Source organism: Streptomyces tibetensis (assembly GCF_007655005.1).
Classification (GTDB): Bacteria; Actinomycetota; Actinomycetes; order Streptomycetales; family Streptomycetaceae; genus Streptomyces; species Streptomyces tibetensis.
In genome coordinates, this window is record NZ_SZVW01000006.1 from 60,773 (window position 1) to 76,674 (window position 15,902).

The 15,902-nt window shown below is 69.4% G+C and carries 15 protein-coding genes; 6 read left to right on the top strand and 9 right to left on the bottom strand.

What is annotated here, in order from left to right; genetic code table 11:
* Positions 1 to 367 precede the first annotated feature (367 nt).
* Genes FDO69_RS11775 through FDO69_RS11785 form a run of 3 tightly spaced genes read left to right on the top strand, consistent with a single transcriptional unit; the run spans position 368 to position 4,379 of the window.
* The gene (locus FDO69_RS11775; RefSeq protein WP_234387907.1) at positions 368 to 2,509 is read left to right on the top strand and encodes a helix-turn-helix domain-containing protein; all 2,142 of its coding nucleotides are present in this window, start codon (positions 368 to 370) and stop codon (positions 2,507 to 2,509) included.
* A gap of 2 nt (positions 2,510 to 2,511) precedes the next feature.
* A complete protein-coding gene (locus FDO69_RS11780; RefSeq protein ID WP_104779726.1) occupies positions 2,512 to 3,507 on the top strand; it encodes a hypothetical protein in 996 nt (331 codons plus the stop codon).
* Positions 3,504 to 4,379, top strand: coding sequence for a DUF6339 family protein (locus tag FDO69_RS11785; RefSeq protein ID WP_104779727.1), 876 nt, complete (start codon positions 3,504 to 3,506; stop codon positions 4,377 to 4,379). The genes FDO69_RS11780 and FDO69_RS11785 overlap by 4 nt, the downstream gene beginning before the upstream one ends.
* A gap of 33 nt (positions 4,380 to 4,412) precedes the next feature.
* Here FDO69_RS11785 and FDO69_RS11790 read toward each other — a convergent pair whose 3' ends face one another.
* The 5 genes from FDO69_RS11790 to FDO69_RS11810 form a co-directional block, all read right to left on the bottom strand.
* A complete protein-coding gene (locus FDO69_RS11790) occupies positions 4,413 to 5,774 on the bottom strand; it encodes a DNA cytosine methyltransferase (RefSeq protein ID WP_104779728.1) in 1,362 nt (453 codons plus the stop codon).
* Positions 5,775 to 5,785: 11 nt separating this feature from the next.
* Positions 5,786 to 6,781 carry a DNA cytosine methyltransferase gene (locus tag FDO69_RS11795; RefSeq protein WP_104779729.1) on the bottom strand — a complete coding sequence of 332 codons (996 nt, stop codon included), beginning with the start codon at positions 6,779 to 6,781 and terminating at the stop codon, positions 5,786 to 5,788.
* Complete coding sequence (locus tag FDO69_RS11800) at positions 6,778 to 7,179, bottom strand: very short patch repair endonuclease (RefSeq protein ID WP_104779730.1); 402 nt, start codon at positions 7,177 to 7,179, stop codon at positions 6,778 to 6,780. Before FDO69_RS11800 ends, FDO69_RS11795 begins: the two co-directional genes overlap by 4 nt.
* Positions 7,180 to 7,650: 471 nt before the next feature.
* Entirely contained in the window at positions 7,651 to 8,670 is a 1,020-nt protein-coding gene (locus FDO69_RS11805) for an SEC-C domain-containing protein (RefSeq protein ID WP_104779731.1), read from the bottom strand.
* A 147-nt stretch (positions 8,671 to 8,817) separates the two neighbouring features.
* Entirely contained in the window at positions 8,818 to 10,293 is a 1,476-nt protein-coding gene (locus tag FDO69_RS11810) for a glycoside hydrolase (protein ID WP_104779732.1), read from the bottom strand.
* A gap of 234 nt (positions 10,294 to 10,527) precedes the next feature.
* Between FDO69_RS11810 and FDO69_RS11815 the strand changes: the two genes are divergently transcribed.
* The 3 genes from FDO69_RS11815 to FDO69_RS11825 all read left to right on the top strand — a co-directional run bounded on the left by FDO69_RS11815 (position 10,528) and on the right by FDO69_RS11825 (position 12,641).
* Positions 10,528 to 10,839, top strand: coding sequence for a DUF6412 domain-containing protein (locus tag FDO69_RS11815; protein ID WP_104779733.1), 312 nt, complete (start codon positions 10,528 to 10,530; stop codon positions 10,837 to 10,839).
* Positions 10,840 to 10,927: 88 nt separating this feature from the next.
* Positions 10,928 to 11,638 carry a YidC/Oxa1 family membrane protein insertase gene (locus tag FDO69_RS11820; RefSeq protein ID WP_104779734.1) on the top strand — a complete coding sequence of 237 codons (711 nt, stop codon included), beginning with the start codon at positions 10,928 to 10,930 and terminating at the stop codon, positions 11,636 to 11,638.
* A 145-nt stretch (positions 11,639 to 11,783) separates the two neighbouring features.
* A complete protein-coding gene (locus FDO69_RS11825) occupies positions 11,784 to 12,641 on the top strand; it encodes a fumarylacetoacetate hydrolase family protein (RefSeq protein ID WP_104779735.1) in 858 nt (285 codons plus the stop codon).
* Positions 12,642 to 12,739: 98 nt separating this feature from the next.
* On the opposite strand, the gene FDO69_RS11830 is transcribed toward FDO69_RS11825, so the two are convergent.
* The 4 genes from FDO69_RS11830 to FDO69_RS11845 form a co-directional block, all read right to left on the bottom strand.
* Positions 12,740 to 13,606, bottom strand: coding sequence for an LLM class F420-dependent oxidoreductase (locus tag FDO69_RS11830; RefSeq protein WP_104779736.1), 867 nt, complete (start codon positions 13,604 to 13,606; stop codon positions 12,740 to 12,742).
* Positions 13,607 to 13,914: 308 nt separating this feature from the next.
* Positions 13,915 to 14,115: a hypothetical protein gene (locus FDO69_RS11835; RefSeq protein WP_104779737.1), complete on the bottom strand. Its 201-nt coding sequence runs from the start codon at positions 14,113 to 14,115 to the stop codon at positions 13,915 to 13,917.
* 137 nt (positions 14,116 to 14,252) lie between these two features.
* On the bottom strand, positions 14,253 to 14,774 hold the full coding sequence (locus FDO69_RS11840) for a heme-degrading domain-containing protein (RefSeq protein ID WP_104779738.1): 522 nt from the start codon (positions 14,772 to 14,774) through the stop codon (positions 14,253 to 14,255).
* Entirely contained in the window at positions 14,771 to 15,862 is a 1,092-nt protein-coding gene (locus FDO69_RS11845; protein WP_104779739.1) for a Gfo/Idh/MocA family protein, read from the bottom strand. Before FDO69_RS11845 ends, FDO69_RS11840 begins: the two co-directional genes overlap by 4 nt.
* Positions 15,863 to 15,902: the final 40 nt, after the last annotated feature.

A 15,902-nucleotide genomic window follows, 5' to 3' on the forward strand; every position in this document is an offset into this window, starting at 1 on the left:
CTTCCGGGCGAGGGGATGGCCCCTTTGTGGAGGCTTTCGATCCCCTTGTGACGCTGGTTCTTGGCATACGGGTTCCACGGCCGCCCGAAACCCCGTTTCAGTCCTTCGAGCGAGGTGGATTCTCCACCGTCACCGAAGTTATCGAGGGTCACTCGAATGTGCAACCCCGAACTTCCGTTCCCTCAAGGGGAGTTGGTCGTTCCGTTCTCTGGGGGCAGGCACACCCGGGCAATATGGGTCTATTCGGACAGTTCGGGCATTGATCTGATGACCCTGAGGTGATCCAGGGTAGTTAACTTTTGGTTGACGGGCTCCGTCTCGTCAAATTAGCCTCTCCTTACGACACTCGAGGAAGAGCAGGTGGCGCGTGGAGACAGGTGAGGAGTTCGGGCCGTGGCTGGCTCGTCAGCTCAAACTCGCGGGCAAGACACAGGCCGAACTGGCCGAGGAGTTGAAGCTGACAAGAGCTGCCGTCTCCGCATGGATCACCGGCAGATCGACTCCGCGCCCGACGGTCATGTCGGACATCGCCAAGGCGCTCGGCACGGACCTCGGCACAGTGCACACCCGCACCACCGACACCCAAGCCGGCCTGCCGGTCACCTGGTACCACCGACCCGGCTATCCCGACGGTGGCCGTGACCTGGGCAATGCCGCGGCCTTCGCGTTCGATGCCGACGTTCAGGTGCTCGCACGCGAGACCTGCCAGAACAGCCTCGACGAGCGACAGACGGAGAACGGTCGCCCGGTCCGCGTCCGTTACACCCTGCACGAGCTGACCGGTGAGGCACTGGAGGCCTTCCGCGAGGCGATTCTCTGGAACGACCTCTTCCCGCACTACTCCGCCGTCTCGGAGATCGCCGGGAACCAGAAGGTCGGCCGGGTCGTGGACGCCGGAGTCCGTGACATGTACGAGAAGGGCCGCTTGGTCCTGCTCCGGGTCGACGACTACAACGCTTCGGGGCTGATCGGAGACGACTACGCGGACGGCAAGTTCGCGGCCGTGGTCAGGCGCCAGTTGGAGAGCCTCAAGTCCGGTCATGGCGCGGGCGGTTCGTACGGCCTGGGAAAGGCCACGTTGTGGGCCACCAGCGCGCTCGGCCTCGTACTCATCAACTCCACTCTGTCCGAGCCCCACGAAGGGCGTACCGAGCGACGGGTCATCGGCCGTCTCGAACTGCCGTGGCGTGAGGTCGACGGCGAGCCCTACGCGGGACCCGCCTGGTTCGGGCGCCCGGATCCCGACTCGCCCGGCGCCATGGTCGCCCGCTCCTGGTGGGCGGACGAGGAGACCGTGGCTCGTCTGCACCTGACCCGGGACAGCGACGAACCCGGTACGTCCTTCCTCATCGTCGGCGCGCACGACGTGGCCAGCCTCGAGGACGATTCGTCCGACGCCGACGAAGAGAACCTGGACGAGGACGGCGGGGACACTCGCGACATCCGCAAGATGCACCGTCGTCTGGTCACGGCGCTGGGACGTGACTTCTGGGCGGCGATGACCGGAGGAGGCAACAAGCTTCCGCTCCTGGAGGTGTCGGTCCGTACCCTGCGCAACGGTGATGTCGTCGTGGCGGAGGAGCAGGTGGACCCGTCTGCCGAGCAACCGTCTCGAACCCGTGCGTTGCGGGCGCACTACGAGGGAGCCACCGTGGATCGGCTCACCGAGGCCGGGCAGGTGGCCGCGCGGAGCGTGCCGCTGAAGCTGCCGCTCTCCGGAGGAGCGCACGGGTCTCTCGGCACGCACCAGGCCGTCCTGTTGGTGACGGACGCCGATAACGACAAGGACACCCCCAAGAACCAGGTGCACTCGCTGCGTGGCAACCGCATGACCGTGAAAAGGGCGGGTGTTCCGAACCTGCCGATCGGGACCAACCCTTTCCAGGCCGTACTTCTGGTGGGGGAGGCTGCCGGAGAATCGGCCCCCTTCGCCAAGGAGGCGGAGGAGTTCCTGCGGGCGGCGGAACCGCCCGAGCACGACCGCTGGGGACAGACGGAGGAGTTGACCCTGCGCTGGTCACCCTCCGCGTACAGACGGATCAACGCGTTGACCACCGAGGTCAACACAGCGGTGAGGGAACTCGTCGCACGGCCCAAGCGCGGCAGCCGCGAAGGTGGTGAGGCGCTGCGCAAGGCATTGACCGTGAAGTCGAGGCCCAAGGCCAAGGCGCCCTCCGGGCCCGTGGTCCCGGTCCTGGACGGGCTCGACGCGTCCATCGGCGACGGTGGGGAGTGGCAGATCACCGCGGAAGTGAGCATCCCGCGTGGCGACGAAATCGTGCCGATGGTTCCGGTCGCCCAGATGGACGTACGCTCCGGCGGCCGCCCGAAGCTGGACTGGGCGGAACTCGTGGCCGTCGAGGGATGCGAGGTGGAGAACGGAACCTTGCGCTTCACACCAGGCGTGCGTCGCGCGAAATTCCGCGGTTCCACCGACGTCACCAGCCACCCCGTCAGGACCACACTCACCCGCCTCGTGGTCGAACTCCGTGCCGGCAAGGGGGAGTGACGTTGAAGATCTACCCGTACAAGCGACTCAACCGACCGGTCGCACTCAGGGTGACCTCCGTTTCCCTCAAGCTCTCCGACGGCACCAGGGACCAGTTGGAGACCACCGCCTATTCGACCCAGCAGCATGCCGTGGCGCTGGGCATCGCGGGGCACACCGACTGGGTGAGCGCCACGATCGGCCTCTCGGCGACACTGCCACCCGGTGCGAACGCGCCGGACGCGGCCTGGTCGGACCTGTGCGTTCTCGCCGTGCTGACGGACGGCGAGACGAATGTGCGCACCTCCACCGCGCTCACTCGTGACGCCGAGGACGGTCGGGACTGGTCGGGTTCGCTGGAGGTGCTCCGTGACGATCACCTGGGTCGAGCCTCCCTCGCCGTCCACGCCGTCGGGACGGTTGACGGGGTGGAGGGCCGGTCGATCGCCGAGACCGATCGGAGCTGGGTCGTCGACACGGTCTCCGAAGAGCCGGTACGCGGCCTCCAACTGGATGTGCAGAAAGCCTCGTTCAGCAAGAGCTCCAGGGAGTGGTTGCACCCCTACGCCGACGTGCCCTGGATCGTGGACGTCTCGGCCAGAGTCCCGACCGTGTTCGTGAACACCGACGTGGACGGGATCATCGCGCTGTTGGACAGCAGCGGCTCCGGCGTGGAGGGCAAAGTGCGTGACCTCCTGGTCGCTCAGATGGCCACCGATGTCTGGACCGCGGTCTTCCACGGTGCCATCGGCGAGCTGGAGGTGGAAGCGGGTGGTGGACCGGTCTTCCCGGACGACTGGCAGGGCGAGGTACTGCGGGAGATGCTCCCGGACGTCGTTCCCGGCGTGCACGTCGAAGAGGCTCTACGGCAGGTCCATCGCAGGCGAACGGGCGACTCGGGCTGGGTGGAGCTGCAGACCCGTATCCATTACGCGGCGGCCCGTCGTGCCGATGCCGGCAAGGCGCTCGCCTACGCCATCCGCAGTCTGGAACAGATGAACCGGGAGAGCGAGACGTGATCACGCAACCGAACCACGTACCGGAGCGGCTCGCGCTGCTCTCCGCCTCGGCCGTCGATCCGTTCCTCACCGAGGAGTTGCTCAAAGGCGAACAGGTGCACGGCGGTATCGATCTCGCCAAGGTCGTCGAGTCGCTTCCCGACGACGCCAGATGGTCGGTCGAGCCGATCCGAAGCCTGGTGGAAGACGCCATGTTCGAGTTCCGGGAGGACCGGACCAGAGCTGACGCGTGGCTCGCTCCGCGGCTTCACGCCACGTTGCGCCTGACACGGCGGGAGGCGGCGGACAAGAGGCTGTGGAACCACGTCGCCCTGGCGGTGGCTCCCGACTACGTCGCCTGGCGTCACTTGTCGGAGCCGACAGCGAAAAGGCCCGAGAGGCGAATCGCCCCGGAGCGCTTCCGGGGTCCCGCGGACCGCCAGTGCTTCTCCCGTCTTTGGTGGGCGGCCGAGCTCTTTCGGAACGGGCCGGACTACGCGCCCGTCGAGGTCGCCTGCGGGAACCAGGACCTCATCCACACAGTTCTGAGGGGCGGCCTGGTCGATCATCGCCCCACCGCTCAGGCCCTGGTCCGTCTCCTGCAGAACGGACAAGTCACCGGCGGGCGAGAGGTCAACGGACTCAGTGTCGCGATCAACGCGGCAGGAGCGACGCTGATCTACGACGTCCTGGCCCCGGACGCGCCCAAGGACCCGACTCGTCTACGGGACTGGATCGCCGAGGCGGGATCGGCGCTGCCGGTGGGGCGGCACAACCTCCCGGAGGGGCCCGACGAGGACCCCGTTCCGGAGGACTCTGTGGCCGCGCTCACCGAGTACTTCACCGAGCTGTTCGAGACAGCGCCGGTCAGAGGTAGGAAGGGCGTCGACTGACCCGTCGCGGTGACCTGCTGCCGGCTCCGCCGACTACTTCTTCGACATTTCGGTCCGGGGGCGTGCGGCGGAGCGGGCCGGAGCCTGATCTTCGGGACGCGGGCACCTGGCGGTACAGGTGTCCGCGGCTCCGCAGCCGTGGCTGCGCAGCTTGGCCCGCTGTTCCTCCGTGGCCGGCACCCACGGCTTTCTGAGGACATCCGGGTTCGGAACGGGAAGACCGAGCGCGGCGCTCAGCAGGTGGGCGCCGAACACGGGCGGCACGGCGTTGCCCACCTGCTGGGCCTGTGCCGTACCGGACCAAGGATAGTCCGGCGGGAAACTCTGCAGCATGCCCGCCTCGTTCATGCTGAATCGCGCGCCCTCGCGCACGACCTGCTCGTCTAGGTGCTCGAAGACCACGAAGCGGGAGATGCGACCGGTCACGGTGGCGGCGGGCTGCAGGTCGGTCCGTACCCCGCGTCGCCCCGGGACGCCGGAGCTGCCGTAGTTCGAGCGGACCAGGAAGGGGGTGCGCCGACCCGGGTGCGTGCCCACCGGACGGGCGAGCACCTCACCCATCGACTTCCAAGGCTTCAGGGCACTGTCGTCGGTTGCCCGGGACTTCTCGGCCTCTTCCTCGGTGTCCTTGTCGTCGAGGGTGGGTTGATGGATTCCGCTCGCCGACAGTTCGGCCCTGCGATTCCATTCCTTCGCCTCGTACGCGCGGTGCGTCGGCGCGGGAAGCGACGGCTGACCGAGTCCTTCACGGCGAGCGATCAACACTGCGCGGGATCGCGTCTGCGGTACCCCGTAGGTCTCGGTGTCGAGGACGTCGACGACGACCTTGTACTTGGTGCCGTCGGGGAGGCCGGTCTGCTCCAGCACCTTGGCGTAGTGCTTCCACAGAGCCTCGACTGCGGGGACCTGTTCCAGGACTATGACGTCGTAGGGGCGCTTCTGCCTGTTGGGGCTCCTGGTGGCCTGGATCGCGTACCTGAGAGGTTCCAGGACCATCGCTGTGCGCGGATCGCTGAGCTTCTTCAAGCTCTTGTCGATCGCCTCGTCGGATTGTCCCGCCATCAGTCGCTCGATGTACTCCTTGACCTCTTCCAAGGCCTTGCGGCCGGCGCCCTTACCGGCCACCGAGTACGTCTGGCACGGGGGGCCCCCGGCGAGCACGTTGATCTCCGGCGGCAGCGACTCGAAGGCATCCCGGCGTACCGCGCTCACGTCCGCGTGGAGAGTGTCCAGCCCGGCCGCGTATCTCGTCAGGCACGCGCTCCTGTCCCACTCGATGCCGAGGCTCGGGATGTCGAGTGCGTGCCCGGCGACGTCCAGTCCTCCAGGACCCGCGAAGAGATCCAGGACAAATGGCTTGTCGAGGACGGACTGGTGTGGCGCCGTGCTGGTCATGTGGCGGAAGTCTAGCCGGCCGAGGGGACTGCCGGCTCGCCCTCGAGCGCTTCCGCGAAGGCCCGTCCCAACGCCTCTGCAACGGGCGGCGGGGTGGCATGTCCGATCTGGCGGTAGCGGGCGGTCTTGAGCCCGGTGATTTGCCACGACTCGGGAAACGCCTGCAGCAGGGCCGCCTGTTCGACCGTGATCTTCACCATGTTGTCCCTGCCGAGCTCGGGGTTCCAGACGAACTCCGGGCCGGGAACCGTGTCACCCAGCGAGTGCGCGTTGACACCCATGGTCGCCCACTTGTTCTTGGCTCCGGTCGGGCCCAGGTCGGCACCGCCCCGGTTCTTCGACCCTCCGACCAGTGTGGGAGCCGGTTGGTCGGCCTGTGCGGCCCAGCGGATGGCGTCCTGCCAACCGCGAGCGGCCATGGACTGGCCGAGGGCGGCGCCGACCGTCGTCGGCTCCAGCACGGTCGGCGTCGGGGGCCGGAACGCCTGGGCGCGGTTCCGCTCCACGGCGACCAGCACGCCCTGCTTACGACTCTGCGGTACCCCAAAATTGACAGCATTCATGACGAACCAGCTGAATTCATACCCTAAGTGGGCGAGTTCGGCCCGGGCGAAGTCGCGGAACGGCTGGTACTCGTCCGCGTGGGCGAGGCCCGGGACGTTCTCGATGAGCACTGCCCGAGGCCTGATCGCATGGACGAGATAGACGGCGGCTTCCAACAGCCGCTCCTCCCTGTCCGAGTCGGCCCGTCCGACGGTCGCACTCGACTTCACTCGCGGCAGGCCCGCCGCCAGGAGATCCACGTCGTGGCTCACCGGGTGCTCGGCCGGGTCGAAGTCCAGCAGATCGGTGTGCAGCACGTTCCACTGCGGCCGGTTGGTCCGCAGAGTTGCGACGGAAGAATCGTCGTCGTCCAACAAGAGACGCGGTTCGAAGCCCGCCCGCTCAAGACCGAGGGCAAGCCCGCCCGCCCCGGAGCACACATCCACGAAGGTGAGTCCGCTCACTGTTCTTTCCCCCTGATCAGTCCCGATCGACGTTCTTGCACCGCTGCCGCCACCCGTACCGCCACGTCCTCGGGAGCCTCGTGCTCCCAGAACCGCAGCACAGCCCATCCCGCTGCGACCAGATGCTCCGTCGTTTCCCTGTCCCGGGCCATGTTCCGTTCGAGCTTGGCCCGCCACCAGTCCGCGTTCGCCTTCGGGTGCGTGGCGTGCTGAGGGCAGCCGTGCCAGAAGCACCCGTCAATGAGGACGGCCACCTTCGCTCGTGGGAATGCCACGTCGATACGGCGTCGGGGCAGACCCGGCACGGGGTATTCCACGCGATAACGCAGGCCGGCAGCGTGCAGCAGCCGCCGCACCGCCAACTCGACAGCGGTGTCCTTGCTCGCCTGTCTGCTCATGCGGGCCGAGACACCGGGAGACGAAGGCGTCATGCCGTTCACCGTCGGGCCTCACACCTGTATGTCGTCATGGTCGATCATTGCTGCATGGTCTGAGCCAGCATTTATTTGATGATTTATGCCAGCCCGGTCAGTTCTAGCAGTAGCCACTGACATGCAACGGGCTTTTGCCGCAAGCTGATCGTTTCAGAGGGTCGGGCCGCCCGCTTCTTTGCCAGTATCGTGCCTCCGCACCCCGCATCAAGGGCGCTCCCACTCCGCTGCGCTGCGTTCCGCGTCGGCTGCGCCGATGGCCCTGCGGGCCACCCCTGACCCGGGGCGCTCCGGCACGGGGGAGAAGCGAGCGGGCGGCCCGGGGGAGTGGGGGCCTGGGTGGGTGGTGGCGCCGTTTGCTGGGTGGGTGCCCGGCGTGGCGGGCACGTCAGCGGGGTCGCGCACGCCGGGTTGGTTCAGCGGCTGCCTGCCGGTGGCTTATCCCCGTGTCAGGCCGTGGCACTGGCCGTACGTCCGGCCCGAGCCGCACCAGCAGCTCGCCCCCGACTGCGGCGGCCAAGCCACCGCCCGTCCCCTCGCCGCTAGTGTCGTCGCGTACTGCGGGAGCAGCGTCGCGTCGTTCGGGGACGAGAGTTCCGATGCTGCGAACGCCTCGTAGGACGGGACCGTGCCGGTGACGATGCCCAGGTTCGGGGTGCCGGAGGCGGACAGTTCGCGGAGGGCCGTCTCTATGGTCGAGAGGTGTTCCTCGTGGGTCGGGTATTCCGTCGACAGCGACGGATACGCCTCCAGGAGTTCCGTGAGCTCGTCCGCCGGCCAGTGCAGGATCGCGACGGGGAAGGGGCGGGAGAGGGCCTCCCGGTACGCGCCCAGTTCCGCTCGGAGGCGCAGGATCTCCGCCTCCAGTTCCGCCGGGTTCTCCGAGCCCAGGGACCACACGCGCTTGGGGTCGTGGAGTTCGTCCAGGGTGATCGGGAGGGAGTGGACCGAGTCCGCCAGGGCGTCCCACTCGTCGTGGGACTTGCCGAGCATGCGCCGTACGCGGTGGCGGCCGAAGAGGAGGGGGTGCGTGGCGTAGGGGGGCTCCTCGACGTCCGTCAGGAGGCGGTGCACTGCCTCCGTGAACGTCTCGTGGGCCGCTTCCAGTTCGTCGTGGGATTCCAGGGACTCCGCGACGATCACCCAGGGGGCCGGGTCCTTGGGGGACGCTCCCCGGACACCCTCGATGATCGCCCGGGCCTCGGCCTCGTGGCCGTACTCCCAGAGGTTCGAGGCCTTGAGCGCCCGCACCAGGTGGGGGTTCTCCAGGCCGTCGGGGGAGGACAGCAGGCGGTCGTAGAGGGTGGTCGCGGTAGGGCGGTCGCCGGAGAGCTCCAGGTGGGCCGCCGCCCGCAGCAGCAGGGCCTCGGCGTCCTCGGGATACAGGCCGGCGGTCCGCTCCAGGCGTGCCGCCTCGGCGGTGTGGTCGACGTTTTCGGCAGGCGTGTCGGGGCGCATGGGGGACACCGTACTGCCGGGAGGTGACGAGCGTGAGAGATGCGCAGGCCAGACCACTCGGCCTCCCTACTTCCCCTCGCTCGCCACCCGGGCTTCACGGTTCTTCCCGAACCGCCGCCGCCGGACCGCAGGCGAACTGCAACCGGACTACAGCGTCACGTTGTCTATGTGGAGGGTTTGGACCGCCTTTGCCGAGAATGGGACGCTTACCGACTTGCCGTTCAGGCGGATGTCCGAGCGCGCCGTGTAGAGGTCGCCGCCGCCCGTCGTGACCGTGTTCCAGCGCGGCACCAGGCCCCCGGAGCCGCCCGTCACCGTCGAGAAGCGGGAGAGGTCGAAGGTGAGGGTCTGGGCGGAGGTGGAGGTGTTCACCGCGACGATCACCAGGCGGCGGGCCGTCGCGTCGTACGCCGCCACCGCGTAGTCCACGCCCGTGTCCAGGATCGTCATGCCGGGGCGGATGTGGCGGCTGAACTGGGCCATCACGTAGTGCTTGGTCTGGACGGTGGTGGGCTGGAGGGTGTTGGCGTCGTAGGCGATCATCGCCCAGCCCGTCGACGGGTCCATGACCTGCCAGTAGCACCAGGCCGTCGGGTGCAGCCAGCGGAAGTCGAGGCAGAGGTTGGAGGCCATCGTCAGGCCCGTGCCGTCGCTGTCGCCCGTCTCGGAGTTCCACAGCTTCTTGCGGGAGGTGGTCACGACGTCCGTGTAGAGGAGGTCGCGGCGGCCGCCCGAGCCCTGGTAGCCGTGCACGTTGACCTGCGAGACCAGGCCCTTCGTCGTCGCGTTGAAGGACGACCACGTGGAGCGGGCCGTGTCGTAGTTCGTCTCGTCCGAGGCCGCGATGCGCAGGCCGGTGAGGCCGCGCTTGTCCAGCTCGCTGCGCATGTACGGGAGGACGGCCGCCTGGACCGCCGGGTCCATGTGGCAGCCCTCCTGAGTGCCGGTCGCGGTCCACCAGGTGGAGGCCGGCTCGTTGAAGGGGTCGACCGTCGCGAAGTTCACGCCCCAGTTGTTCTTCGCGTACAGGGCTGTCGCCGCCAAGTGGCTCGCGTGCTGGCGGTAGTTCCAGGTCTGGAGGTTGTTGCCGCCGCCCGAGGCGCCCGAGGGGTTGTGGTTGCTGCACATCCACCACATCGGGGAGTTGGCGAACAGTTCGGTGATCGCGCCCCGCTGCGTCGCCTTCACCAGCATCGCGCGCTGGTTGGCGTCCGCCGTCCACTTCCACGCCGAGGAGGTGGGGTCCTCGTTGTTCCAGTCCTGCCAGAAGCCCTCGATCTGCTTGAAGGCGGGGATGTTGGGCGACTTCACCATCGTCTCGCCGCCGACGCTGTTCGAGCTGCACGCGCCGAGGTTGTAGCGGGCGATGTTGAGGCCCAGGCCGGGCAGGGAACGGCCGTTGTACGTGACGGACTTGGTGGTGAAGAACAGGTCGGCGAAGTCGTCCCGGGCGCCGAAGACGTTGGCCCACCAGGCGAGGGAGGTGCCCCAGCCCTCCCAGGTGCCGTACGTCGTCGACGGGTTGACGGCGATCGTGGCGTCCGCGTGCGCGGTGCCCGTCGCCAGGGCGCTGCCGAGGAACGTTCCGCCTGCTGCGGCCAGCAGGCTTCTGCGTCGGATCACGGCTCCTCCGTAAGGGAGATGAGGGCGCACGCCGGTCCCCGGCCCGGCGGCGCGAAGGTGGCCCGTTGTCGGGTGACGAGAAGCATCGGGTGTGGCGTGTGGGTTGTCGAGAGTTCTGACGAACCTTCTTCAAACCCGTTTACGAAGTCGCCGGTCCGCTCCGGATCCGCTGCGGAGGGTGATCCTGTATAACGAACGACAGGGCATGCACATGTACGAGGGGAGGGGCGGCCGATGAACCGAAGCTGGGCGACGCTGCGTCCCGTCCTCGCGCTGCTCTTCCTGTTCGTCGAGGTGGTGCTGCTCGACACCGGCAGCCTCACCGCCACCGTCGCGCTCGCCGCGACCACCGCGGCCTCGGCCGCCCTCGCGCTCTGCGCCCTCGTCGCCTCGCGCTGCGCGCCCGCCGTGCCGCGCACACGGGTGCGTACGGCCATCCGCGACCGGGACCGGCGTACGGCGTTCCTGCCACAACGCGATCCCGACGCCCGGGGACGCACCCGGCCCCGGGCACCCGGTCACGCCCTCCGGGCGACCGTCGCGTAGGGCACCTCCACACCCGAAGTGACCCCGCGCGGGTCGTCATGCCGCCATGACCTGTTCCGGCACGACGAGACCCCCGGAGGGCTCACCCATGTCCGTCTTCGCCAGCCTGGTCGAGCACCTTGCCGACCTGCTCCAGCCGCTGTGCGGCGCCTCGGCCGCCGCCGCGGCGATCGTCCTGTTCACCGCGCTCGTACGCCTCCTCGTCCACCCCCTGTCCCGGGCCGCCGCACGCGGCCAGAAGGCCCGCACCGCGCTCCAGCCGAAGATCGCCGAGCTGCGGAAGAAGCACGGCAAGAACCCCGAGAGGCTTCAGAAGGCCGTGCTGGAGCTGCACGCCGAGGAGAAGGTGTCACCACTGGCCGGCTGCCTGCCGGGGATGCTCCAGATCCCCGCGTTCTTCCTGCTCTACCACCTGTTCTCCAGCGACACGATCGGCGGCGAGGCCAACGGGCTGCTCGGCCACCAGCTGTTCGCCGCGCCGCTCGGGGAGCGGTGGACGGACGCGCTCGACGGCGGTCTCCTGAGTGGCGCGGGGCTGGTCTACGCCGGGCTGTTCGTGGTCGTCGGGTGCGTCGCCGCGTTCAGCTACCGGCTCAGCAAGCGCATGATGGCCGCGAACCCGGCCGCCCGGGCCGGTGACGGGGAGCAGCTGCCCGGGCTGGGGGCGGTGAGCAGGGTGATGCCGTTCATGTCGTTCTTCACGCTGGTCACCGTGGCCGTCGTACCGCTGGCCGCCGCGCTGTACGTCGTCACCAGCACGACGTGGAGTGCCGTCGAGCGGGCCGTGCTGTACCGGTGACCGGGCGGGGCGGGTCCAGTACGTGAACGGGGTATTGCGGAGTGCACTGCGGGCTTAGAGGATCGACCAGTCCTCCGATGGCTCTGCCCCGCCGCATCCGGGTCGCGTCCATCGGCCGGGCGCCCGCGATCGAGGGAGACTGATCATGAAGCTGCTGCGAGTCGGTACGGCCGGGGCGGAGCGGCCCGCGCTGCTCGACGCCGACGGGTCCCTGCGGGACCTGTCGGGCGTCGTCGCGGACATCGACGGCGCGCTGCTCGCCGACGAGGAGGCGCTCGGCCGGGTCCGGGCCGCCGTCGACGCCGGTGACCTGCCCGTACTGGACGCCACCGGGCTGCGGGTCGGGCCGCCGCTGGGGCGGATCGGCAAGATCGTCTGCATCGGGCTGAACTACCACGACCACGCGCGCGAGACCGGCGCCGAGCCGCCCGCCGAGCCGGTCGTCTTCATGAAGGCGCCGGACACCGTGGTCGGACCGCACGACACCGTCCTCGTGCCGCGCCGGGCCCTCAAGACCGACTGGGAGGTCGAGCTGGCCGTCGTCATCGGGCGTACGGCCAGGTATCTGGAGTCCGTGGAGGAGGCGCTCGCGCATGTCGCCGGGTACGCCGTGGCGCACGACGTGTCCGAGCGGGAGTTCCAGATCGAGCGGGGCGGGACCTGGGACAAGGGGAAGAACTGCGAGACGTTCAATCCGCTCGGGCCGTGGCTGGTGACGGCGGACGAGGTGCCGGATCCGCAGAATCTGTCCCTCAAGCTGTGGGTCAACGGGGAGTTGAAGCAGGACGGGACGACTGCTGAGCAGATCTTCCCGGTCGGGGAGGTCGTGCGGTACCTCAGCCGGTTCATGACGCTGTACCCGGGCGACGTGATCAACACCGGGACGCCGGCGGGGGTGGCTCTTGGGGCGCCCGAGCCGAAGCCGTTCCTGCGGGCCGGGGATGTCGTGGAGCTGGAGATCGAGGGACTCGGGCGGCAGCGGCAGGAGTTCAAGGACGCGTAGGCGCTCCGCTGGGAGGGCCGGGAACTGCGGTCCGTTTCCAGGCTGCGGGCAGTCTGTGGCTGGTCGCGCAGTTCCCCGCGCCCCTCAGGGCGCTCCCCTCACGCCAGTGCGGAAGCAAGGTCGCGCCAGGCCTTCCTCGGAAGGGCGTCGCGCGGTTCGCCGTCCACGATCTGGAGGGCGACGTGGTCCGCGCCCGCCTCGAAGAAGGCGTCGATCTTCGCGCGGATCGCCGTGTCGTCGCCCCAGGCGAACAGTGCGTCGACCAGGCGGTCGCTGCCGCCGTCCTTCAGATCGTCCTCGGTGAAGCCGTGGCGGAGGAAGTTGTTGGTGTAGTTCGGCAGGGGGAGGTAGATCTCCAGGAACTCGCGGGCCAGGGCGCGGGCGCGGGCCGGGTCCCTTTCCGGGACGACGCCCAGCTCCGGGGCCAGCAGCGGCCCCTCGCCCAGGATCTCGCGGGCGTGCGCCGTGTGCTCCGGGGTGACCAGGTACGGGATCGAGCCCGCCGCCCGGTCGCGGGCCAGCCGCAGCGACTTCGGGCCCAGGGCGGCCAGCAGTCGGCGGTCCTCCGGGACTCCGGCGGCGTCCAGGCCGTCGAGGTGGTCGACCAGGGCCGAGTAGGGGCGGGCGTACTGCTCCACCCGCTTGGCGTGGCTCACGCCGAGGCCCAGCAGGAAACGCCCGGGGTGGGACGACTCCAGGTCGGCGAAGGCCGAGGCGGAGGCGTCCGGCTCGTGCTGCCAGATGCTCTGGATGCTGGTGCCGACCTTGACCTTCGAGGTCGCCTCGATGAGCGGAGCGGCGTTGGCGGCGGAGCTGTTGCCGCCCAGCCAGAGGGCGCCGTAGCCGAGTTCCTCCAGTTCGGCGGCGGCCTCGGCGAGTTCGCCGCGGCGGTCCGGGTCCTCGGAGCGCAGGCCCACGCTCCAGATGCCGTACCGGCCGAGCGTCTCCTTCAGGGGGGTGGTCATCGGTGGGGGTCCCTCCGGTTGGTGGCGCCGTGCTTGATCACGCGTGCACGGGTGCCAACCGGAGAGAGTCTCCGCTCATTCCATGAGGGCCCGGGGGCTGTCTCTCGGAGAGGGGCTACTGAGGCCCGCTCGTTTTGACCCTTGGGTGGTCAGGGCGGTGCGGTTCACACGGTGCCGCTGGGTGACGCCTTGATCATCGGGAGTGCTGCCCGAGACCTGACGCATCAACACCCGACGCCCCGGTGCCGCGTGCCGGCAGCGGGGCGTCGACGGAGCCAGGCAATCCACTTCGGACGGCTCCCGGGATGTCAGCGCGTGATTCCGTACTTCTTCAGGACGCCTTCCGCGATTGCCACGAGCTCGCTGAGGCCGGGCCCGAGGGGGCCGTCGGCGCGAGTGGCCGAGCTGGCGGGGTTGTGCTGGGTGGAGACGGGTGCGGCGTGGGCGGCCGGGGTGGCCAGGGTGAGGGCGGCGGCGGTGAGTGCGGCGGCCGAAATGATCTTCTTCATGATCTGCAAACGAGCCCTGCGGGTGCAGGGCACGGGCGGTGCGCCCGATCGGCGCATAGGGGGCCTGCACGACCCGGTTCCCGGCCGAAGACGTCCTCGTCCGCGCAACGAAAGGGCGTGGCCGTCGGGGACACGCTCTAGCGGTCCAGGAACCGCTCCAGCGCCTCCACCACCATCCGGTGGTCGTCGAGTTGCGGCAGTCCGGAGACCGTCACCGCGCCGATCACGCCCACGCCCTCGACGGTGATCGGGAAGGAGCCGCCGTGGGCCGCGTAGGTGCCGGGGTCCAGCAGGGAGGACTCCTCGAACGTGCTGCCCTTGGCGCGGAAGCGGGCGCCGACCAGGTAGGAGGCGGAGCCGTAGCGCTCGACGACCCGGCGCTTGCGCGCGATCCAGGCGTCGTTGTCCGGCGTGGAGCCGGGCAGTGCCGCGTGGAAGAGCTGCTGACCGGAGCGGTGGATGTCGATCGCGACCGGGGCCTGCCGCTCCCGGGCCATCTCGACGAGGAGCGAGCCGAGCGTCCAGGCGTCGTCGTTCGTGAACCGGGGGAACACCAGGACGCGTTCCTGCTTCTCCAGCTCTTCCAGGCTCGGGGTGAGCTCCGGGTGGAACTTCGGGGTGAGCCCCTGGCTGTGGGAGGGGTTGCTCTTGTGGGTCACAGGGTCACCGTCACCTTCTCGAGGGCCGAACGACGAGCGGCCTCCAGGACGTCCAGGGCGGCGGCCGCCTCCCGCGCGGTCACCGGGTTCGGGGCGCCCTCCAGCAAGGCCTTCGCCACGGTCGCATAGTAAGCGGGGTAGTCGCCGGGGAGGGTGGGTTCGGCGCGGCCGCCGCCGGTGACCGGGGACTCGCCGGAACCGACGCGTCCCCACAAGGACTCGGGCTCCACACCCCAGCCGGGGCCGGGGCGCAGGCCGTCCCGGAGCGCCGCCTCCTGGGGGTCGAGGCCGTACTTGACGTAGCCGGCGGTAGAGCCCAGGACGCGGAAGCGGGGGCCGAGTTGGGCGGTCGTCGCGGACACGTGGAGGTGGGAGCGGACGCCACCGGTGTGCGTGATCGCGATGAAGGTGTCGTCGTCGGTCTCGGCGCCCGGGCGGCGGATGTCCGTCTCCGCGTACACGGAGGCCGCCGGGCCGAACAGGACCAGCGCCTGGTCGACGACGTGGCTGCCGAGGTCGTAGAGCAGACCTCCGATCTCTGCGGGGTCGCCGGACTCCCGCCAGCCGCCCTTCGGCTTCGGGCGCCAGCGCTCGAAGCGGGACTCGAACCGCCACACGTCGCCCAACTCGCCCTCGTCCAGCAGCTTGCGCAGGGTCAGGAAGTCGTTGTCCCAGCGGCGGTTCTGGAAGACGGAGAGGAGCAGTCCGCGCTCCTCGGCGAGGGTGGCGAGCTCGCGGGCCTCGGCCGCCGTGCCCGCGACGGGCTTGTCGACCACGACCGGCAGGCCTGCCTCCAGCGCGGTCCTCGCGAGCGGCACGTGCGTCTTGTTCGGGGACGCGATGACGAGCAGGTCCAGCTCGGCGGCCCGGTCGAACAGCTCGTCCGGTGTGGCCGCGAGACGGACGTCGGGGAACTCGGCGCGGGCCTGCTGCTGCCGTTCCGGGCTGGAGGTGACCACCGTGTCGAGGGTGAGCCCCTCGGTGGCGGCGATCAGCGGGGCGTGGAAGACGGAGCCGGCGAGGCCGTAGCCGACGAGGCCGACGCGGAGGGGCGAGCCGGGGGCTGTGCCGAGAGGTGTGCCAGTCATGCCACCCACTTTCGCAACGCTGTTGCCAAAGTGCAAGCGC

What these genes read in the sequence shown, in the direction of transcription:
- FDO69_RS11790 (WP_104779728.1), bottom strand. Translation starts at nt 5,774, where the DNA reads ATGACCAGCACGGCGCCACACCAGTCCGTCCTCGACAAGCCATTTGTC.
- FDO69_RS11800 (WP_104779730.1), bottom strand. Translation starts at nt 7,179, where the DNA reads ATGAGCAGACAGGCGAGCAAGGACACCGCTGTCGAGTTGGCGGTGCGG.
- FDO69_RS11805 (WP_104779731.1), bottom strand. Translation starts at nt 8,670, where the DNA reads ATGCGCCCCGACACGCCTGCCGAAAACGTCGACCACACCGCCGAGGCG.
- FDO69_RS11815 (WP_104779733.1), top strand. Translation starts at nt 10,528, where the DNA reads ATGAACCGAAGCTGGGCGACGCTGCGTCCCGTCCTCGCGCTGCTCTTC.
- FDO69_RS11820 (WP_104779734.1), top strand. Translation starts at nt 10,928, where the DNA reads ATGTCCGTCTTCGCCAGCCTGGTCGAGCACCTTGCCGACCTGCTCCAG.
- FDO69_RS11825 (WP_104779735.1), top strand. Translation starts at nt 11,784, where the DNA reads ATGAAGCTGCTGCGAGTCGGTACGGCCGGGGCGGAGCGGCCCGCGCTG.
- FDO69_RS11830 (WP_104779736.1), bottom strand. Translation starts at nt 13,606, where the DNA reads ATGACCACCCCCCTGAAGGAGACGCTCGGCCGGTACGGCATCTGGAGC.
- FDO69_RS11835 (WP_104779737.1), bottom strand. Translation starts at nt 14,115, where the DNA reads ATGAAGAAGATCATTTCGGCCGCCGCACTCACCGCCGCCGCCCTCACC.
- FDO69_RS11845 (WP_104779739.1), bottom strand. Translation starts at nt 15,862, where the DNA reads ATGACTGGCACACCTCTCGGCACAGCCCCCGGCTCGCCCCTCCGCGTC.